Annotated in this window: 17 protein-coding genes and 1 tRNA gene; 6 read left to right on the top strand and 12 right to left on the bottom strand. The window is 72.6% G+C overall.

Features of this window, described 5'->3' with window-relative positions:
- Window positions 1–436: 436 nt before the first annotated feature.
- On the top strand, window positions 437–1,486 hold the full coding sequence (locus AB0L29_RS30915) for a M23 family metallopeptidase (protein WP_365831813.1): 1,050 nt from the start codon (window positions 437–439) through the stop codon (window positions 1,484–1,486).
- A 34-nt stretch (window positions 1,487–1,520) separates the two neighbouring features.
- On the opposite strand, the gene AB0L29_RS30910 is transcribed toward AB0L29_RS30915, so the two are convergent.
- From AB0L29_RS30910 to AB0L29_RS30890, 5 genes are all read right to left on the bottom strand, one after another.
- Window positions 1,521–2,447, bottom strand: a complete 927-nt coding sequence (locus AB0L29_RS30910; RefSeq protein WP_365831811.1) for a Cof-type HAD-IIB family hydrolase — start codon at window positions 2,445–2,447, stop codon at window positions 1,521–1,523.
- A 98-nt stretch (window positions 2,448–2,545) separates the two neighbouring features.
- Window positions 2,546–3,448: an LLM class flavin-dependent oxidoreductase gene (locus AB0L29_RS30905; RefSeq protein ID WP_365831809.1), complete on the bottom strand. Its 903-nt coding sequence runs from the start codon at window positions 3,446–3,448 to the stop codon at window positions 2,546–2,548.
- A gap of 144 nt (window positions 3,449–3,592) precedes the next feature.
- Entirely contained in the window at window positions 3,593–4,039 is a 447-nt protein-coding gene (locus tag AB0L29_RS30900) for a hypothetical protein (protein WP_365831806.1), read from the bottom strand.
- Window positions 4,040–4,056: 17 nt separating this feature from the next.
- On the bottom strand, window positions 4,057–4,605 hold the full coding sequence (locus AB0L29_RS30895) for an RNA 2'-phosphotransferase (protein ID WP_365831804.1): 549 nt from the start codon (window positions 4,603–4,605) through the stop codon (window positions 4,057–4,059).
- 137 nt (window positions 4,606–4,742) lie between these two features.
- Complete coding sequence (locus AB0L29_RS30890) at window positions 4,743–6,497, bottom strand: SDR family oxidoreductase (RefSeq protein ID WP_365831802.1); 1,755 nt, start codon at window positions 6,495–6,497, stop codon at window positions 4,743–4,745.
- A gap of 402 nt (window positions 6,498–6,899) precedes the next feature.
- Between AB0L29_RS30890 and AB0L29_RS30885 the strand changes: the two genes are divergently transcribed.
- From AB0L29_RS30885 to AB0L29_RS30865, 5 genes are all read left to right on the top strand, one after another.
- Window positions 6,900–7,874 (top strand): ABC transporter ATP-binding protein, encoded by a 975-nt coding sequence (locus AB0L29_RS30885; protein WP_365831827.1) that lies wholly within the window; start codon window positions 6,900–6,902, stop codon window positions 7,872–7,874.
- On the top strand, window positions 7,864–8,781 hold the full coding sequence (locus tag AB0L29_RS30880; RefSeq protein WP_365831800.1) for an ABC transporter permease: 918 nt from the start codon (window positions 7,864–7,866) through the stop codon (window positions 8,779–8,781). Before AB0L29_RS30885 ends, AB0L29_RS30880 begins: the two co-directional genes overlap by 11 nt.
- Window positions 8,778–9,689: an ABC transporter ATP-binding protein gene (locus AB0L29_RS30875; RefSeq protein ID WP_365831798.1), complete on the top strand. Its 912-nt coding sequence runs from the start codon at window positions 8,778–8,780 to the stop codon at window positions 9,687–9,689. Before AB0L29_RS30880 ends, AB0L29_RS30875 begins: the two co-directional genes overlap by 4 nt.
- A gap of 9 nt (window positions 9,690–9,698) precedes the next feature.
- Window positions 9,699–10,421 carry an ABC transporter permease gene (locus AB0L29_RS30870; RefSeq protein ID WP_365831796.1) on the top strand — a complete coding sequence of 241 codons (723 nt, stop codon included), beginning with the start codon at window positions 9,699–9,701 and terminating at the stop codon, window positions 10,419–10,421.
- Between the two features lie 352 nt (window positions 10,422–10,773).
- Window positions 10,774–10,861, top strand: a tRNA-Ser gene (locus AB0L29_RS30865).
- 171 nt (window positions 10,862–11,032) lie between these two features.
- Here AB0L29_RS30865 and AB0L29_RS30860 read toward each other — a convergent pair.
- The 7 genes from AB0L29_RS30860 to AB0L29_RS30830 form a co-directional block, all read right to left on the bottom strand.
- Window positions 11,033–11,851 (bottom strand): HAD family hydrolase, encoded by an 819-nt coding sequence (locus tag AB0L29_RS30860; protein WP_365831794.1) that lies wholly within the window; start codon window positions 11,849–11,851, stop codon window positions 11,033–11,035.
- Window positions 11,848–13,125, bottom strand: coding sequence for a serine--tRNA ligase (gene serS, locus AB0L29_RS30855; protein WP_365831792.1), 1,278 nt, complete (start codon window positions 13,123–13,125; stop codon window positions 11,848–11,850). The genes AB0L29_RS30860 and serS overlap by 4 nt, the downstream gene beginning before the upstream one ends.
- 562 nt (window positions 13,126–13,687) lie before the next feature.
- Window positions 13,688–14,620 (bottom strand): prephenate dehydratase, encoded by a 933-nt coding sequence (gene pheA, locus AB0L29_RS30850; RefSeq protein WP_365831790.1) that lies wholly within the window; start codon window positions 14,618–14,620, stop codon window positions 13,688–13,690.
- Window positions 14,621–14,681: 61 nt separating this feature from the next.
- Complete coding sequence (gene efeB, locus AB0L29_RS30845; RefSeq protein ID WP_365831788.1) at window positions 14,682–15,974, bottom strand: iron uptake transporter deferrochelatase/peroxidase subunit; 1,293 nt, start codon at window positions 15,972–15,974, stop codon at window positions 14,682–14,684.
- A gap of 7 nt (window positions 15,975–15,981) precedes the next feature.
- The gene (locus tag AB0L29_RS30840; protein WP_365831786.1) at window positions 15,982–18,054 is read right to left on the bottom strand and encodes a copper resistance protein CopC; all 2,073 of its coding nucleotides are present in this window, start codon (window positions 18,052–18,054) and stop codon (window positions 15,982–15,984) included.
- A 12-nt stretch (window positions 18,055–18,066) separates the two neighbouring features.
- Entirely contained in the window at window positions 18,067–18,537 is a 471-nt protein-coding gene (locus AB0L29_RS30835; RefSeq protein ID WP_365831784.1) for a copper chaperone PCu(A)C, read from the bottom strand.
- Window positions 18,534–19,187 (bottom strand): SCO family protein, encoded by a 654-nt coding sequence (locus AB0L29_RS30830; RefSeq protein ID WP_365831782.1) that lies wholly within the window; start codon window positions 19,185–19,187, stop codon window positions 18,534–18,536. Before AB0L29_RS30830 ends, AB0L29_RS30835 begins: the two co-directional genes overlap by 4 nt.
- Between the last annotated feature and the right edge of the window lie 64 nt (window positions 19,188–19,251).

The following is a 19,251-nucleotide window of genomic DNA, read 5'->3' as shown; positions in this document are numbered from 1 at the left end:
GAGTACCGGTCGTAGATCTCGCAATCCACACCGAACCCAGAAGGCCCTCACCTCTTCAAGCACCCAGCACGCGTGTCACCAACGTCCCGGGACAGCACAGCTAGGGCCTGTCGTCGAACTCCCGCCTGCCCCGCGACGCCCTGCACGCACTCTCGCCGCACCGGGCGCGGACCCGAGTACATCCAAGTACGAGGGTCCGCGCCCGGCACGCCGAGAGCACGCACCCGACGCCGCGGGGCCCCCTCCGGGCGGACGACGGGAATGTGACGACAGGCCCTAGCCGAAGGAGCACCCGCCGGACCGGAGGTGACGTCATGTCAAGCGGGTGGTCGGGCACACCTGTTCGGCCGTATCGCTGATCCATTCGTGCCCTGTCGTCCCCCGGCCGCACCACATGAACGGGCCCCCGGCCCGGGAGGCGGCCACGATCGCTGGCATGCGCCTCTTCCGCCGCCGTCCGCTGCTCGCCTCCGTGCTCCTGTGCGCGCTCGCCGTGCTCGCGGCCCGGCCCGCCGACGTCGACGGCTCGCACGGATCCGCCTCCGGCGTCAGCGCACAGGTGGCGCGGCTGTACCGGGACGCGGCCCTGGCGACGCGGCGGTACGAGGAGGGACGACGGGAGGCCGACGCACAGCGGGCACGGGCCCGGCGGCTGGAGGAACGCCTCGACCGCCGGCGGTGGGAGATCGCCGGGGCACGCGAGGACCTGGGCCGCATCGCCCGCGCCCAGTACCGCAGCGGCGGCGGGCTGCCGATCGCCGCGCACATCGCCTTCGCCGACGACCCGGACGACCTGATGCGTGGTCAGCACGCCTACTCCCGGGCGCAGCTCACCCTCGACCACGCGCTCGAGAGGAGCCGCCGCGCCGAGGCCCGGCTCGCCGCGGACGAGGCGAGGACCGCGGCGGCGCGGCAGGCACTGGAGCAGCGGAACGCCGAACTCGTCGAGGTGAGGCGGGGGATCGAGGAGAAGCTGGAGGAAGCACGCCGGCGCCTCCAGGGGCAGGCGGACGCCTCGGTTGCCTCGGGCGCCTGCCGCGGCCCGGTCCGCCTCGGCCAGCCGGTCACGGGCTCCACCGGCACGTGGGTGGCGCCGGTGGAGACGTACCGGCTCTCCGCGTCCTTCGGCAGCGGCGGCGAGCGGTGGGCGAACCGGCACACGGGTCAGGACTTCGCGGTGCCGATCGGCACGCCGGTGCGGTCCGTCGGTCACGGCCGGGTGGTGCGGGTGTCGTGCGGAGGCCCCTTCGGTATCGAGGTCGTGGTCCAGCACGCCGGCGGCTACTACACGCAGTACGCCCACCTCGCCGCCGTGGCCGTCGGGCAGGGGGAGCGGGTGGTCCCCGGGCAGTGGATCGCCCAGTCGGGCACCACCGGGAACTCGACCGGTCCGCACCTGCACTTCGAGGTACGGATCACCCCGCAGGCGGGCTCGGCGGTGGACCCGGTGGCATGGCTGGCGGACCGCGGGGTGCCGACCGGGTAGGCGAGGACGGGAGGCGGGCGGTTCCCGGGGAGGGCTACGCCCGCTCCGTCAGCAGCTGCTCGATGACGACCGCCACGCCGTCCTCGTTGTTGGCGACCGTCTGCCCCGACGCCGCGGCGACCACGTCCGGATGCGCGTTGCCCATCGCGTACGAGCGTCCGGCCCAGGTCAGCATCTCGACGTCGTTCGGCATGTCCCCGAAGGCGACGACCTCCTCGTGCGAGATGCCGCGCTCGGCGCAGCACAGGGCGAGCGTGCTGGCCTTGGAGACGCCGGGACCGCTGATCTCCAGCAGGGCGCTGGGGCTGGAACGGGTGACGTTGGCCCGGTCGCCGATCGCCAGCCGGGCCAGGGTGAGGAAGGCGTCGGGGTCGAGCTCCGGGTGGTAGGCGAGGATCTTCAGCACGGGTTCGGCGGCCGCGGGGCCGTCCGCCGCGAGCAGTTCCTCGGCGGGCGCCAGGCTGTCGGGGACCTCCATGTGCAGCTTCGGATAGGCCGGTTCCTGGTGGAAGCCGTACGTCTGCTCGACCGCGTACAGCGTGCCGGGCGCCGCCTCGCGCAGCAGGCGTACGGCGTCCAGCGCGTTCTCGTGGGCGAGCTCCCGCACCTTCACGAAGCGGTGGGCGCCGGGACCGCCGTGCAGATCGACCACGGCGGCGCCGTTGCCGCAGATCGCCAGGCCGTGGCCGTGGACGTGGTCGCTGACGACGTCCATCCAGCGGGCCGGGCGGCCGGTGACGAAGAAGACCTCGATGCCCGCCTCCTCGGCGGCGGCCAGTGCGGCGACCGTGCGCGGGGACACCGACTTGTCGTCGCGCAGCAGGGTGCCGTCGAGGTCGGTGGCGATCAGCCGCGGCGGAACGATGGGGGTACCTCCCTGTTCGAGCGGAGTCGAGAGCTTGGAGGAGGCCGGGGTGCCGGTCTCTCGGGTCGCTGAGGTCACCCGGTCATTGTCCCGCATATGCCCGCACGGCCGTGCGGGAGTCCGCACAGGTGAGTGGTCGGCATCCTCGCGGGCACCGCCCCGGCGCGCTCACCGGGCCCGTCGGCCGGCCGGACTCAGCGAAGCTGCGCCAGGGCCTCCATGGCGATCCGCTCGAAGACCTTCTCCTCCGCCGCGAAGTCCGAGTCGGGGATGGGCCAGTGGATCACGATCTCGGTGAAACCCAGCTCCTGGTGCCGGCCCGCGAAGTCGACGAACGCGTCCAGCGACCGCAGGGGCCGGTTCCGGTCCGGGGTGAACCCGGTGAGCAGGATCCGGTCGAGCTCGGCGACGTCCCGGCCGTTCGCGGCGCACACGTCGGCCAGCTTCTCGGCCTGGCGGCGTAGGGCCTGGACCGACTGCTCGGGCGTGCCGTTCTCGTAGAGCTTGGGATCACCGGTGGTCACCCATGCCTGCCCGTACCGCGCGGCGAGTGCGAGCCCGCGCGGCCCGGTCGCGGCCACCGCGAACGGCAGCCGGGGGCGCTGCACACATCCCGGGATGGTGCGGGCCTCGTGCGCCGAGTAGAAGTCGCCCTGGTACGACACCGAGTCTTCGGTGAGCAGCCGGTGGAGCAGGAGGACGAACTCGCCGAAGCGGTCGGCCCGCTCGCGCGGGATCCACGGCTCCTGGCCGAGCGCGGTGGCGTCGAAACCGGTGCCGCCCGCGCCGATGCCGAGGGTGATCCGCCCGCCGGAGATGTCGTCGAGGGAGATCAGCTCCTTGGCGAGGGTCACCGGGTGCCGGAAGTTGGGTGAGGTCACCAGGGTGCCCAGGCGCAGTCGGCCGGTGGCCGCCGCGGCGGCGGTGAGCGTCGGCAGGGCGCCGAACCACGGGCCGTCCCGGAAGCTGCGCCAGGACAGATGGTCGTAGGTGTACGCGGCGTGGAAGCCGAGCTGCTCGGCACGTGTCCAGGCTGCACGGCCGCCCTCGTGCCAGCGGCGGTGGGGAAGGATCACGGTGCTCAGACGCAGACTCATGACGTCGAGCCTAAGCGCCCGGCCGTGTTTCACGTGAAACGAGCGCCGTGCGCTTCCCCGCTCACGGCCGAGTCGCCGAGCCCGGCGCCCTCGTCCGCGGACCGCGGCGCCCGTGTCCTTCTCGCCCGTGGGCCGCCGGCCGCGTCATCGCACCCGCCCGCTCAGCCACGGACTGAGGTTGATCACCGGCATGTACTCCTTGTGCATGCGGTCGCCGGGGAGCGGCACGACGAGGAAGTAGCCCGGGGGGAAGCGGCGCGCCCGGACGTGGGCGAGTCCGTCGTAGAGGGAGCGCAGGAACGCCGGTACGTCGTCCCGTGGGACGTCGGGGCACTCGACGCCCTCGACCGTGATCAGCGCGTCGCCCTCGGGGTGGAGTCGCACGCTCACCCGGGGCAGACCGCCGAACTCGACGTACGCCTCGTGGGGCAGGGAGCCGTCCGGGTCCCTGACGACACCGATGCCCGCGGCGCTGCGCCGGGAGGTCTGGTCGGCCCCGATGTCGTGCGTGACCTCGATCTCGCGCGCGTAGGCGGCGGCGAGCTCGCGCAGGGCGCCGACGACGGCCTCGGTGGTGGGGAAGCGGTCCATCCGCCGATCATCCTCCCTCAGCGGTTCCGCGGGAACCGCAGATACCGCGGCGGCACCGCCTTCGTCAGCCAGACGCCGTTGGCGCTGACGTGGAAGACGTGGCCGTCGCGGTGCATGGCGCCCGCGTCGACCGCCAGGACGACGGGTCGTCCGCGGCGGGCGCCGACCCGGGCGGCCGTCTCGCGGTCGGGGGAGAGGTGCACGTCGTGCCGGTTCATGGGCCGCAGCCCCTCGGCGCGGATCGCGTCCAGGTGGCGGGCGACGGTGCCGTGGTAGAGGTACGGCGGCGGGGTGGCCGGCGGCAGCCCGAGGTCGACCTCGACGCTGTGTCCCTGGCTGGCGCGGATGCGGGTGCCCTCGATCGCGAAGCGCTTCTTGTCGTTCGCGGCCACGACGTGGTCGAGCTCCTCGCGGGTGAACCGGAAGCCGTGGGCGGCGGCCGCGGCCAGCAGGGCGTCGATCTCGGCCCAGCCGCCCTCGTCGAGCCTCAGACCGATCCTGTCGGGCTGGTGGCGCAGGTGCTTCGAGAGGTACTTCGACACCTTCACGGTGCGTCGCTCGTCCATGCCACCAGCGTGCCGGGCGAGACGGGTATCACGCGAAGGATTTCGCATCCGAGGTTTGATCCACAGCCAAGTGCGGTTATCCACAGCGGAAGGGGCGATTCTGTGGACAACTTCCCCCGCGAACAGGCCCGTTGGACTCACACACGCGGTTCCACCCGGGCGATCGCCCGCGCCACCCCCGGCAGGAATCGCGAGAGCACACGAGCACCGCGGGCCTCCGGCGTCACGGGAACCACCGCCTCGTTGCGCGCCACCGCCCGCAGGATCGCGCCGGCGACCTTCTCCGGCGGGTAGCCGCGCAGCCCGTACAGACGGGCCGTGCGCTTCTGGCGGCGGCGCTCCTCCGCCGCGTCCACGCCCGCGAAGTGCGCCGTGGACGTGATGGCCGTGTCGACGAAGCCCGGGCATATCGCCGTCACTCCGATCCGCTGCCCGGCCAGCTCGGCGCGCAGGCACTCGCTCAGCATCAGCACGGCCGCCTTGGTGGTGCTGTAGGCGGGCAGCGCCCTGGACGGCTGGAAGGCCGCCGCCGACGCGACGTTGACGATGTGACCGCCCTGGCCGCGCTCGGCCATGTGCCGTCCGAAGAGCCGGCAGCCGTGGATCACCCCCCACAGGTTGACGTCCAGGACCTTCTTCCAGTCCTCCGGGGTGGTGTCGAAGAAGGAGCCGGACAGGCCGATGCCGGCGTTGTTCACCAGGACGTCCACGACGCCGTACTCGGTGGCGACCTTCTGCGCGAGCTCCTCCATCGCCCGCGCGTCGGAGACGTCGGCCGTCTCCGCGAAGGCGGCGGGCGCCCCCGCCAGGCGGGACAGCCCGGCGGTGCGGACCGCGGCCCCGGCGTCCCGGTCGACGGCCACCACGCGCGCGCCCGCCGCGGCGAAGGCGAGCGCCGTCGCCCGCCCGATGCCGCTGCCCGCCCCGGTGACCAGGACGAGCTGCCCGCCGAACCGGTCGGCGTACCGGCCGGTCGCCGCCGGCCCGGGCCCGCCGTCCTCCACGGACGTCACGAACTGGGTGATCCACGCGGCCAGCTGGTCGGGACGGGTGCGCGGCACCCAGTGCCCCGCCGGGAGCGTCCGCCGGGTCAGCCGGGGCACCCACCGCTCCAGGTCGTCGTAGAGGCTCTCCGACAGGAACGGGTCCCCCTGGGGCGTGATGAGCTGCACGGGCACGTGCGCGTGGGCGTCGGTGCGCGGGCGGCGCAGCCGGGCGCGGACGTTGTCCCGGTACAGCCAGGCCCCGTGCGCGGCGTCCGACGGCAGCGACGCGGTGGGGTAGTCGCCGCCGGGGACCTTCTCCACGCGCCGCAGGATCCCCGGCCAGCGCCTGCCGAGCGGGCCGCGCCAGGCCAGCTCGGGCAGCAGGGGCAGGTGCAGGAGGTGGACGTACCAGGACTTGGCGCCCTGCCCGAGGAGCTGGCCGACCCGGCGCGGGGTGGGCCGCTTCACCCGCCGGCCGATCCAGTGGCCGAAGTGGTCCAGGGACGGTCCGGACACGGAGGTGAAGGAGGCGATGCGGCCCTCGGTGCGCCGGACGGTGACGAACTCCCAGGACTGCACCGAACCCCAGTCGTGCCCCACGAGGTGCACCGGCCGGTCCGGGCTGACGGCGTCCGCGACGGCCAGGAAGTCGTCCGTCAGCCTCTCCAGCGTGAAGCCGCCCCGCAGCGGCCGCGGGGCCGTCGACCGGCCGTGGCCCCGGACGTCGTACAGCACGACGTGGAAACGGCCGGCCAGCCGGACGGCCACCTCCGACCAGACCTCCTTGCTGTCCGGATAGCCGTGCACCAGCACCACCGTCGGCCGGTCCGGGTCCCCCAGCTCGGCGACGCACAGGTCGACCCCGCCGGTCCGCACCCGGCGCTCGCGCGCACCCTTCAGCGTCACTCGTCCTCCGCTCGACGTCGCGCTCCTGCGCGCCGGTCCGCATCCGGTGGGCGCCGCGCCGCGCCCTCGCGGGCGAGGCGCCGCACGATCCGCGGCCCCCGCGGCCCGCCCGGGAGCCCGCGTGTCACTGCCGTCGTCATGCCACCGCCCCACTGGTCCGTGCCGACCGCGGTACGTGTCCGTCACGCGGCACCGGCGTCACGCGGCACCGGCGAATGTGGCACCTTGTGAGAGACCGCGTCAACAGTGCGGTGCCGGGCCGGAGCCGGTGCCGGGTTCCCGTCCGCGGTAGCTCTCAAGCAGCAGATCCCCTACGGGTCCGTACGACTGGAGTCGGACGCCGAGACGGCTCTGCGGTCTGACGACGGGCGCGGCCCGCGTCACTAGGGTCGGAGCGTGACTGTGATCGCGACCGAAAGCCTGAGCAAGCGGTTCCCCAGGGTGACCGCGCTTGACCGGCTCTCCGTGGACGTCGGGCCCGGTGTGACCGGACTCGTCGGAGCCAACGGCGCCGGCAAGTCCACACTGATCAAGATCCTGCTGGGTCTGTCCCCGGCCACCGAGGGCCGTGCCGAAGTGCTCGGACTCGACGTCGCCAGCGAGGGCGCCGCCATCCGCGAGCGGGTCGGCTACATGCCGGAGCACGACTGCCTGCCGCCCGACGTCTCGGCCACCGAGTTCGTCGTCCACATGGCGCGCATGTCCGGCCTGCCGCCCGCCGCCGCGCGCGAGCGCACCGCGGACACCCTGCGCCACGTCGGCCTGTACGAGGAGCGCTACCGCCCCATCGGCGGCTACTCGACCGGCATGAAGCAGCGCGTCAAGCTGGCGCAGGCCCTCGTCCACGACCCGCAGCTGGTCTTCCTGGACGAGCCCACCAACGGCCTCGACCCGGTCGGCCGCGACGAGATGCTCGGCCTGATCCGCCGCATCCACACCGACTTCGGCATCTCGGTGCTGGTCACCTCCCACCTGCTGGGCGAACTGGAGCGCACCTGCGACCACGTCGTCGTCGTCGACGGCGGCAAGCTGCTGCGCTCCAGCTCCACCACCGACTTCACCCAGACCACGACGACCCTCGCCGTCGAGGTCACCGACACCGACGAGCACCCGGACGGCACCCGCGCGGTGCGCGACGCGCTGCACGCCCGCGGGGTGACCGTCGAGTCCGGCAGCGGCCTGCCGGGCGCGGGCCACGTCCTGCTGCTCACCGCCCAGGGCGAGGAGACCTACGACCTGGTCCGGGACGTGATCGCGGACCTCGGCCTGGGCCTGGTGCGCATGGAGCAGCGCAGGCACCACATCGCGGAGGTCTTCACGGCCGGCGGACACGGCGGCGACGAGCAGCGGAAGGAGGCGGCCGGCCATGGCGGTTGAGCAGCCCCTGGGCACACCGGTCACCCCGTCGGGTGACCAGACCCGCATCCACAACATCGGCTACCGCACCTACGACGGCCCGCGTCTGGGCCGCGCCTACGCCCGCCGCTCGCTGTACTCGCAGTCCCTGCGCGGCTCCTACGGCCTCGGCCGCTCGGTGAAGTCCAAGGTCCTGCCGATGCTGCTGTTCGTGGTGATGTGCGTGCCCGCGGCCATCATGGTCGCCGTCGCCGTGGCCACCAAGGCCAAGGAACTACCGCTCGAGTACACGCGCTACGCGATCGTCATGCAGGCCGTCATCAGCCTGTACGTCGCCTCCCAGGCACCCCAGTCCGTCTCGCGCGACCTGCGCTTCAAGACCGTCCCGCTGTACTTCTCGCGGCCCATCGAGACCGCCGACTACGTGCGGGCCAAGTACGCGGCGCTGGCCTCGGCGATGTTCATCCTCACCGCCGCCCCGCTGCTGGTCCTCTACGCCGGCGCGCTGCTGGCCAAGCTGGACTTCACCGACCAGACCAAGGGATTCGCGCAGGGACTCGTCTCCGTGGCACTGCTCTCACTGCTGTTCGCCGGGATCGGCCTGGTCATCGCCTCGGTCACGCCGCGCCGCGGCTTCGGCATCGCCGCCGTGATCGCCGTCCTGACCATCTCCTACGGGGCGGTCTCCACCCTCCAGGCCATCGCCGACGCACAGGGCAACGCCTCCGCCATCCCGTGGATCGGCCTGTTCTCGCCGGTCACGCTCGTCGACGGCGTGCAGTCCGCGTTCCTGGGCGCGACCTCCGCCTTCCCCGGCGGTGTGGGCCCGGACAACGCCGAGGGCGCCGTCTACGTCCTGGTCTGCCTCGGCCTGATCGCCGCCGCCTACGGCCTCCTGGTGCGCCGCTACAAGAAGGTGGGACTGTGACCACGCTCTCCCTCGACCACGTCTCCCGCTGGTTCGGCAACGTGGTCGCCGTCAACGACATCACCATGACCATCGGCCCCGGCGTCACCGGCCTGCTCGGCCCCAACGGCGCCGGAAAGTCCACCCTCATCAACATGATGGGCGGCTTCCTGGCCCCCTCCACCGGCACCGTCACCCTCGACGGGCGGCCCGTGTGGCGCAACGAGGCCGTCTACCGGCACATCGGCGTCGTCCCGGAGCGGGAGGCGATGTACGACTTCCTCACCGGCCGCGAGTTCGTCCTCGCCAACGCCGAGCTGCACGGCCTGGGGGCCAAGGCCGCGCAGCAGGCGCTCGCCACCGTGGAGATGGAGTACGCGCAGGACCGCAAGATCGCCACGTACTCCAAGGGCATGCGCCAGCGCGTGAAGATGGCGAGCGCCCTGGTCCACGACCCGTCGCTGCTGCTGCTCGACGAGCCCTTCAACGGCATGGACCCGCGTCAGCGCATGCAGCTCATGGACCTGCTGCGGCGCATGGGCGACGAGGGCCGCACGGTGCTGTTCTCGTCCCACATCCTCGAAGAGGTCGAGCAGCTGGCCTGGCACATCGAGGTCGTGGTCGCCGGCCGGCACGCGGCCAGCGGCGACTTCCGCAAGATCCGCCGCCTGATGACCGACCGGCCGCACCGCTACCTGGTCCGCTCCAGCGACGACCGCGCCCTGGCGGCCGCGCTGATCGCCGACCCGTCGACCTCGGGCATCGAGGTCGACCACGCCGAGGGCGCCCTGCGCATCCAGGCCGTCGACTTCGCCCGCTTCACGGCCCTGCTGCCGAAGGTCGCGCGCGACCACGGCATCCGCCTGCTCACGGTCTCACCGTCCGACGAGTCCCTCGAGTCCGTCTTCTCGTACCTGGTCGCGGCGTAGGAGGCCCTGATGTACGACCCCACAGTCGCCCGGCTCACCTACCGGGCCCTGCTCGGCCGTCGCCGGGCCCTCATCCTCGGCGCGCTGCCCCTGCTGCTGATCGCCATCTCCCTGGTGGTGCGCGCCCTCGCCGGGGCCGACGACCAGACGGCGTCGGACCTGCTGGGCGGACTCGCCCTCGCCACGATGGTGCCGATCATCGGCGTCATCGCCGGCACCGGCGCGATCGGGCCCGAGATCGACGACGGCTCGGTGGTGTACCTGCTGTCCAAGCCGATCAAACGGCCGACGATCATCTTCACCAAGCTGATCGTCGCGATCGCGGTGACGATGGTGTTCTCGGCGGTGCCGACGCTCGTCGCGGGCTTCATCCTGAACGGCAACGGCCAGCAGATCGCCGTCGCCTACACCGTGGCCGCGCTGGTCGCCTCCATCGCGTACGCGGCACTGTTCCTGCTGCTGGGCACGGTCTCCCGGCACGCCGTGGTGTTCGGACTCGTCTACGCGCTGGTCTGGGAGGCCCTGTTCGGCTCCCTGGTGCCGGGCGCCCGCACGCTGAGCGTCCAGCAGTGGTCGCTGGCCGTGGCCCACGAGGTCGCCGACGCGGGGAACTTCGTGACCTCCGACGTCGGACTGACCACCGCGACGGTGCTGCTGGCCGCGGTCACCGTGCTCGCCACCTGGTACGCCGGCCAGAAGCTGCGCTCGCTCACGCTCGCCGGGGAGGAGTGAGACGTCCCGGTTCCGGCGGGGGCTTCAGCCTCCGCCGGGCCGTCCCGGCCGGACCCCGCCCGCCCCGGCCACACGGCCGGAAGGCCGGCTTATTCGGTGGCGCCCGCCCCTCCCGCACCGGCACAGTGGTTCCGTCCGCACCGCCGGGATCCGGGGGATCCGTCCGGCGTCACGTTCTGGGAGAGGAGCCGGACGATGTCCCTGCACGGCAGTACGTCCAGCTCCCGGCAGGGCGGCCCGCGGCGGGCTCCGGAGTAGTCACCACCTCTCCGTGGAGTCCGCCCCGCACGGGGAGCCGCCCGGGGCGGCCGCTTCGAGCACGCGAACACCGCTTCGCGTGGGCCGCCCACCCGGAGGATTGGCCGAGTGGTAAGGCACTGGCTTGCTAAGCCATGGTCGGGTCCGAAAAGCCCGCGCACGTTCGATCCGTGCATCCTCCGCAGAGACCGCTGGAACTATCGGGACCGCTGGGACCGCAGAGACCGCTGGGACCACAGAGACCGGTGGGACTACCGGGACCGCTGGGGCCACTGGGACCGTTGGGGCCGCTGAGCGGACAGGCCCCGCCAAGGCCACCGGGTCCGCGGAGACCGTCCGCGGAGACCGGGAGCTCAGCCCAGCAACCGCTCCAGCACCACCGCTATCCCGTCCTCCTCGTTCGAGGACGTCACCTCGTCGGCCACCGCCTTCAGCTCCGTGTGGGCGTTGGCCATGGCCACCCCGTGGGACGCCCAGGCGAACATCGGGATGTCGTTGGGCATGTCGCCGAAGGCGATCGTGTCCGCGGCCTTCATGCCGAGCCGGCGGGCCGCCAGGGACAGCCCCGTCGCCTTGGACAGGCCGAGGGGCAGGAGCTCGACGATGCCCTCGCCCGCCATGGTGACGGTGACGAAACCGCCCGCGGTGCGCGTGGCCGCCTCGCACAGCTCGTCGTCCGAGAGGTCCGGGTGCTGGATGTACAGCTTGTTCAGGGGCGCGGTCCACAGGTCGGACGCGTCCGTGAACGGGGTGGCGGGGAGCGTGCCCTGCACCTCGTAGCCCGGCCCGACCAGCACCTCGCCGTCCAGGCCGTCACGGCTCGCCGCGAGGAACAGCGGCCCGACCTCCGCCTCGATCTTGGCCAGGGCCACGCCCGCGAGCTGGCGGTCCAGCGTCACCGAGGTGAGCAGGCGGTGTTCGCCGGCGTGGTACACCTGGGCGCCCTGGCCGCAGACGGCGAGGCCGTCGTAGCCGAGGTCGTCGAGGATGTGCCGGGTCCAGGGGACCGCGCGGCCGGTGACGACGATGTGCGCGGCACCCGCCGCGGTGATCGCGGCGAGCGCGTCACGGGTGCGCCGGGAGACCGACCCGTCGGAGCGCAGGAGCGTCCCGTCGAGGTCGGTCGCGACCAGTCGGTAGGGGAAACCGGGGGGAGTGGCCGCCTCGCTCACCGGGCGACCGGTTCCAGGATCTCCCGGCCGCCCAGGTACGGACGCAGCACCTCGGGCACGTACACCGATCCGTCGGCCCGCTGGTGGTTCTCCAGGAGCGCCACGATCGTGCGCGGCACGGCGCACAGCGTGCCGTTCAGCGTCGCCAGCGGGCGGACCTGCTTGCCCTCGCGGACCCGGATCGACAGGCGGCGGGACTGGAACTCGGTGCAGTCCGAGGTCGAGGTCAGCTCGCGGTACTTGCCCTGGGTCGGGATCCACGCCTCGCAGTCGAACTTGCGGGAGGCCGAGGCGCCCAGGTCGCCCGAGGCGACGTCGATCACGCGGAACGGCAGCTCCAGCGAGGTCAGCCACTGCTTCTCCCACTCCAGCAGCCGCCGGTGCTCCTCCTGCGACTCCTCCGGAGCGACGTAGGAGAACATCTCCACCTTGTCGAACTGGTGCACGCGGAAGATGCCCCGGGTGTCCTTGCCGTGCGAGCCGGCCTCGCGGCGGAAACAGGGCGAGAAGCCGGCGTACCGGAGGGGGAGGCGGTCGGCGTCCAGGATCTCGTCCATGTGGTACGCCGCCAGCGGCACCTCGGAGGTGCCGACCAGGTAGAGGTCGTCCTTGTCGAGGTGGTAGACGTCCTGGGCCGCCTGGCCGAGGAAGCCGGTGCCCGCCATCGACTGGGGGCGGACCAGCGCCGGGGTCAGCATCGGCGTGAAGCCGGCCGCCGTGGCCTGGGCGAGGGCCGCGTTGACGAGCGCGAGTTCCAGCAGTGCGCCCACGCCCGTCAGGAAGTAGAAGCGCGAGCCCGAGACCTTGGCGCCGCGTTCGACGTCGATGGCCCCGAGGAGGTGGCCGAGCTCCAGGTGGTCCCTGGGCTCGAAGCCCTCGGCGGCGAAGTCGCGGATCGTGCCGTGCGTCTCCAGCGTGACGAAGTCCTCCTCGCCGCCCACGGGCACGTCCGGGTGGACGAGGTTGCCGAGCTTGAGCAGCAGCTCCTGGGTCTCGGCGTCGGCCGCGTCGCGCTGGGCCTCGGCGGCCTTCACGTCGGCCTTGAGCTGCTCGGCCCGCTTCAGCAGGTCGGCCTTCTCGTCCGCCGACGCCTTGGGGATGAGCTTGCCGAGCTGCTTCTGCTCGGCCCGCAGTTCGTCGAAGCGGACGCCGGACGACCTGCGCCGCTCGTCGGCAGACAGGAGGGCGTCGACGAGCGCGACGTCCTCTCCACGGGCGCGCTGCGACGCGCGCACACGGTCGGGGTCCTCACGGAGCAGGCGAAGGTCAATCACGCGGTCCAGGCTACCGGTGCGCGACGACGGCCCACGCATCACTCTTCCGGGCAACGGCTTACGTTCTGTTCCGGTAGGAAATACCCGGAGTTCTCCCCGAGTGGTCCGAGGTGTCAACAAAAGGCGCCCCATTCCCTGGGACGGGTCAGCCGGAGGGTGTTCCGTTGACTCGATTCCCTTGTGGGAAACGGGACTTGCGCCTTCGTTGTCCACAGGCGTCCACACAGCCCGACAGGTTATCCACAGGCTGTGTGGAAGATCTGTGGACTACGGAATCGATCACTCCGATACATGTGATCGCCCTGGAAATCCCCTGTGCAAACCCGCTCCATCTGCACTTTCGGTGGAAACAGGTCACCCCGAAGAGTTACGCAGAGGGAAACGGCGGACGAAGGCGACCTGTGGACCGATGAGTGGAGGAGCGGACCGAAGGGCGATTTGTCGACCGATGCACCCCCCGTTGTCGACTTGTCCCCAGGTCGAGAAGCAAGCCTGTGGATAACTCCTGTGGACAACGAAGATATGCAGGTAGGACCAGGCACCACCCGGCGCCTCGGACGAGTCAGAACCGGCCGTCCTGGCAGCGCGCCACCCAGTCCGCCGCCGCCGCGAACTCGTCGTCCGACGTCCCGGGCCGCGCCGGCCGCACCTCGTCCGGCCTCACGTCCGCCCGCGGATACGAGCCGAGGAACCGCACCTGCAGACAGATCCGCTTGAGCCCCATCAGGGCCTCGGCCACCCGGCGGTCGGAGATGTGCCCCTCGGCGTCGATGCAGAAGCAGTAGTTGCCGATGCCCGCACCGGTGGGCCGGGACTGCAGCAGCATCAGGTTGATGCCCCGGGTGGCGAACTCGCCCAGCAGGTCGCGCAGGCCGCCGGGGTGGTCGTCGCGCTGCCACAGCACCACGGACGTCTTGTCCGCGCCGGTCGGGGCGGCGGGCCGGGCGGGCCGGCCGACCAGCACGAACCGCGTCTGGGCGTTCTCCGCGTCGTGGATCCCGGTCTCCAGGGGTTCCAGCCCGTACCGGGCGGCCGCGAACTCCCCGGCGAAGGCGGCGTCGTACCGGCCCTCCTGAACCAGGCGCGCGGCGTCCGCGTTCGAGGCGGCGGACTCCCAGAGGGCGTCCGGCAGGTTCTTCCGCAGCCAGTTGCGCACCTGCGGCTGGGCGGCCGGGTGGGCGGAGACGGTCTTGATGTCCGACAGCGTGGTGCCGGGGCGGACCAGCAGCGCGAAGGTGATCGACAGCAGCACCTCGCGGTAGATCATCAGCGGCGTGCCCGCGACCAGCTCGTCCAGGGTGGTGGTGATACCGCCCTCGACGGAGTTCTCGATCGGCACGAACGCGGCCTCGGCCTCACCGCCGCGCACCGCGTCGAGCGCGGACTGCACGGACACGTACGGGATCAGCTCCCGGGTCGCCGCCTCGGGAAGGGTGCGCAGAGCGACCTCGGTGAAGGTGCCCTCGGGGCCGAGATACGCGTAGCTCGCTGGCATGACCTCACCCTAATGGGCCCGGCGGAAGGGCATCCCCCACCGGCCCACTCACGAGTGATTCTCACCCCTCCAGCAACTTCTGCCCCACGTACTCCCCCTCCGCCGCTCCGCCCGGCACCGCGAACAGACCGCTCGCCTCGTGCCGGATGAACGGCGACAGCGCGTCCCCGCGGTCCAGCTTGCGCTGCACCGGCACGAAACCGCGCAACGGGTCGGCCTGCCAGCAGATGAACAGCAGCCCCGCGTCGGGCACCCCGTCCGCGTCGATGCCGTCGTAGTAGGAGAACGGGCGCCGCAGCATCGCCGCGCCGCCGTTCTGGTCGGGGCGCGTGATGCGCGCGTGCGCGTTGAGCGGCACGACCAGGTTCCCCTCGGCGTCGGTCCTCTCCAGGTCCATCTCGGTCGTCTCGGTGCCCCCGGACAGCGGCGCCCCGTCCGATTTGCGGCGTCCGATGACGGCCTCCTGCTGCTTGACCGACAGCTTCTCCCAGTCGTCGAGCAGCATGCGGATCCGGCGTACGACGACGTAGGAGCCGTTGGCCATCCACGCCGGCTCGCCGTTCTCCGGCACGAAGACGCGCTCGTGGAAGTCGGGCTCGGCCGGCCTGGGGTTGCGCGTGCCGTCGATCTGGCCCATCAGGTTGCGGGCCGTCATGGGGTGGGCCGTGGCGCCCGGTGAGCGGTTGAAGCCGTTCATCTGCCAGCGGACGCGGGCGGCCGAGCCGGCGTCCTTCTGGAGGGCGCGCAGGGCGTGGAAGGCGACGAGGGCGTCGTGGGCGCCTATCTGCACCCACAGGTCGCCGTCGCTGCGCGCCTTGTCGAGGTGGTCGGAGGAGAAGGCGGGCAGCGGATCCAGGGCCGCGGGGCGGTGCCGGTCCAGGCCGGTCCGGGCGAAGAAGCTGCGGCCGAAGCCGAAGGTGACGGTGAGGGACGACGGCCCGGCGTCCCTGGCCACGTCGGTGTCGCCGTGCGGGGCCGGTTCGCCCGCCATCAGCCGGCGGGCGGTCTCGGACCAGCGGCGCATGAGGGCCGCCGCCTCCTTGCGGCCCGCGCCCGGGGCCAGGTCGAAGGCGACGAGGTGGCCCCGGGCCTGGAGGCCCTGGAGGATGCCGGGCTGATGTTTCCCGTGAAACATCACCTCGCCCTCGCCCAGCGAGGTGAGCGGCGTGGCCTCGGCGGGCCGGGCCGCGTACCCCGCGGCGCCGCCCGCCGCCCCGAGCACGAGTCCGGTCGCGCCGGCGGTGCCGAGGAGCCGGCGCCGTGACATGCCCCGGCCGCAGGAGGCGCCGCCGGAAGCCGGGGCCGCCGGGGTCCCGTCGGGCGTACGGGTCTGCGGGATGGACTGGTCAGGCATGGTGCGTTCAGCCGATCTGCGCGTTCTTGGAGACGGTCACCTGGTCGATGTCGGAGGTCCGCACGGTCACGTCGACCTTCCAGTCGCCCGCCATGGGGATCTGCACTCCGCTCGCCGACCAGTGTCCGGTACTGATGTGGTCGGGGACGACCGGCAGCGGCCCGATGTCCTCGGCGGCGAGGGTGAAGGCGACCTTCACCTCGGGGACGTCGAAGGCACGGCCGTCGGACCGCTCCACGTAGACGTGCATCCGGTTGCCGCCCACGCGCGCGGGGTCCAGGTCGACGGTCACGACGCCCTTGCCGTCCTCGCCGCCGGTGTCGAACGGCATGTTCACGGTCAGCGCTCCCGACGCCCCGGTCGACGACGAGGACGACGAGGACGACGAGGACGACGACGAGGCGGCCGCCCGGGCGTCCTGCTCGGTACGCCCCGGCTCGGTCTGCGTCAGCACGGTGGTGACGGCGAGCAGGACGACGGCGACCCCCGCCTCCGCGAGCACCGAGCGGCGCAGCCCGAAGCGGTTCGGATCGGCGTCCCGGGCCCGCTTCTGCCGGGCCGCCTCCCGAGCGGCCCGCTGCCGGGCGAGCTGCGCGGCCCGCTCGGGGTCGGCGGGCCGGTCTCCGTCCCGGCCCGCGTCGCCCGGTCCGTCCCCGCCCCGGCCGCCGTCGGCCGGCCGGGACTCACCGGACGGTGCGGTGCGGGCACCGGCACGCTCCTCCTCCCGCGCGGCCCCCGCCGGCACCGCATCCGCCAGCCGCCCGGTCCAGCGCCGCGAGAACCAGGCGGTCCCGACCAGCACCGCCACCAGCGCGAGTTTGGCCAGCAGCAGCTGCCCGTACCGGGTGTCGGTGAACGCCGACCAGGAGCCGAGCTGCCGCCAGGACTGGTAGGCCCCGGTGGCGACCAGCGCGAGCACACCGGCGAAGGCGACCCGTGAGAAACGGCGCACGGCGGCGGCCTCGACGGGGGTGTCGGCGGGCGCCCGGTACAAGGCCACCAGCAGGGCGCACAGCCCGCCGAGCCAGGCGGCGACGGCCAGCAGGTGGACGACGTCGACCGGCATGGCGAGGCTCGTCTGGAGCCCGGTGGAGGCGTGCTCGGACATCGCCCAGCTCGCCGCGAGCCCGGCCGAGACGACCGTCCCGCCGATGGCCAGCCCGAAGGTCAGGTCCCGCCGCTCCTCGTCCTCGCCCACCCCGGACGGCCGGCGCGCGTCGTCGTCCACGGGGGCGGGCGAGCGGGTGTCGTCGTCCACGGGGGCGGGCGAGCGGGTGTCGTCGTCCACGGGGGCGGACGGGCGGGCGTACGCGCCGAACAGCACGGCGACGAACAGCGCCGCCGCTGCGAGCAGCAGCAGCCGGGACACCAGCGCCGCGCCGGTCTTGGTCTGGAGCACCTGTCCGAGCAGGGTCAGGTCGAAGACGTCGCCGACCTTCCCGGATCCGGTGTAGGAGCCGCGCAGGAGCAGCAGTCCCAGCGTGGCGGCGGTGAGCGCCACCCACCCGGAGACGACGAGCCGCTGCACCGCGCGTACGCCGGAGCCGCGCGGCCAGCAGGCGAGCACGAAGGCGGCCCCGCCGACCAGTACGACGAAGCCGGCGTACGACAGGTAGCGCCCGAAGCCGTACAGCCAGCCGACGACCCCGTCGTCGGCGCCCTGGCCGGCGATCGCGACGGAGGTCTCGGAGGGGGCGCCGACGGAGAAGGTGAAGGCGCCGGCCACGGGGTGGCTGTCCGCCGACACCACCTGGTAGGTCACGGTGTACGTGCCGTCGGGCAGACCGCCGTGGAGCCGCACGGTGTACGTCGTGCCGCCCGGGCTGGACGGTTCGCCGGTGTCGACGCGCCTGCCCTTGGGGTCGAGCACGCGCAGGGCGCCGTCGGACAGCGCGACCTGTTCGGAGAAGGTGAGCGAGACGTGGGCCGGGGCCCTGTCGACCACCGCCCCCTGCGCGGGGTCGCTGCCGGTCAGCGCGGCGTGCGCGGAGGCCGGTGCGGCCCCCGCGAGCAGCGCGCCCGTGACGGCCAGGAGCAGCAGCACCAGCATCCGGACGCGGGGGGCGATGGTCTGCGTCACAGTGGTCCTTCCTCAGTGTCCTGAGTGCGGGGTGTACGTCGCCGGCTTCACCGGTATCTCGACCGTGACGGGGGCGGAGTGGGCGAAGCGCAGTTCCACGGAGACCGTCTGGCCCTGTCTCGGCTTGCGTTTCAGCTTCTCGAACATCAGGTGGTTGCCGCCGCTCTCCAGCACCAGCCGGCCGTGGGCGGGGATCGTGAGCCGCTCGACCTCCTGCATCGCTCCGCCGACGGTCTCGTGCACGGTGACCTGCCCCGCGACGTCGCTGCTGACCGAGGTCAGCTCGTCGGCCGCGCCGCCCTTGTTGGTGAGGGTGAGGAAGCCGGCCGCGACCTCGTCGGAGACCGGCTGCGGCATGTAGGCGGAGCCGACGGAGAGGACCGCCTTCCCGTCGTCCGGACCGGAGCCGGAGTCCGGGCCGCCGCAGCCGGCCAGGGCCAGCGCCCCGGCCAGGACGACGACCGCGGAGCCGGGACGCCTCACGGGTTCTTCCCCTCGACGATCCTGGGCAGGTCCGCGGAGTAGTCCTCGACCTGGGCGTCCTCGCCGTAGAGCACGTAACCGCCGTCGGTCTTCGGCGAGAACGCGACGACCTGGGTGCCGTGCTCGGAGACGACCTTGCCGTTCTTGTCCTTCCTCGGCGGGTCGATGGAGATGCCGAGGGTGCGGGCACCCGCCTGGACGGTCGCGAAGTCGCCGGTCAGGCCGACGAACGAGGGGTCGATGCCCTTGAGCCACTTGCCGAGCTCGGCCGGGGTGTCGCGGTCCGGGTCGGTGGTGACGAACACCACGCGCAGCTTGTCCTGCTGGGCCTTGGGCAGCTCCTTCTTGGCCACGGCGATGTTGTTCATCGTCGTCGGGCAGACGTCGGGGCAGTGCGTGTAGCCGAAGTAGATCAGCGTGGGCCTGCCCGCCGTCTCCTTGCGGAAGTCGTACTTCTCGCCCCGCGTGTCGGTGAGGACGAGGTCCGGCTTCTCGAACGGCTTGTCGAGGACGGTGGCGGCCTTGTCGGAGGACGCCTCCTCCGAGACGACGGCGACGGGCTTGCCGGCGTCGTCGCCGCTGCCGCAGGCGGTCAGGGTGAGGGAGGCGGCGGCCAGCAGGGCGGCCGCGGCGAAAGTCTTGGTGCGCATAGAGAAATGTCCCGGATGTGAGAGATCCGGCGCGCGCCGGGGTGCTCCCGGCCCGTGGGCGGGC

The sequence above is a fragment of the Streptomyces sp. NPDC052701 genome (assembly GCF_040678355.1).
GTDB lineage: Bacteria > Actinomycetota > Actinomycetes > Streptomycetales > Streptomycetaceae > Streptomyces.
This window is presented reverse-complemented; position numbering and strand designations above follow the sequence as displayed.

Excerpts from the sequence above, each read along its gene's own strand:
- AB0L29_RS30915 (WP_365831813.1), top strand. The coding sequence starts at position 437 with ATGCGCCTCTTCCGCCGCCGTCCGCTGCTCGCCTCCGTGCTCCTGTGC.
- AB0L29_RS30910 (WP_365831811.1), bottom strand. The coding sequence starts at position 2,447 with ATGCGGGACAATGACCGGGTGACCTCAGCGACCCGAGAGACCGGCACC.
- AB0L29_RS30905 (WP_365831809.1), bottom strand. The coding sequence starts at position 3,448 with ATGAGTCTGCGTCTGAGCACCGTGATCCTTCCCCACCGCCGCTGGCAC.
- AB0L29_RS30900 (WP_365831806.1), bottom strand. The coding sequence starts at position 4,039 with ATGGACCGCTTCCCCACCACCGAGGCCGTCGTCGGCGCCCTGCGCGAG.
- AB0L29_RS30895 (WP_365831804.1), bottom strand. The coding sequence starts at position 4,605 with ATGGACGAGCGACGCACCGTGAAGGTGTCGAAGTACCTCTCGAAGCAC.
- AB0L29_RS30880 (WP_365831800.1), top strand. The coding sequence starts at position 7,864 with ATGGCGGTTGAGCAGCCCCTGGGCACACCGGTCACCCCGTCGGGTGAC.
- AB0L29_RS30870 (WP_365831796.1), top strand. The coding sequence starts at position 9,699 with ATGTACGACCCCACAGTCGCCCGGCTCACCTACCGGGCCCTGCTCGGC.
- pheA (WP_365831790.1), bottom strand. The coding sequence starts at position 14,620 with ATGCCAGCGAGCTACGCGTATCTCGGCCCCGAGGGCACCTTCACCGAG.
- efeB (WP_365831788.1), bottom strand. The coding sequence starts at position 15,974 with ATGCCTGACCAGTCCATCCCGCAGACCCGTACGCCCGACGGGACCCCG.
- AB0L29_RS30830 (WP_365831782.1), bottom strand. The coding sequence starts at position 19,187 with ATGCGCACCAAGACTTTCGCCGCGGCCGCCCTGCTGGCCGCCGCCTCC.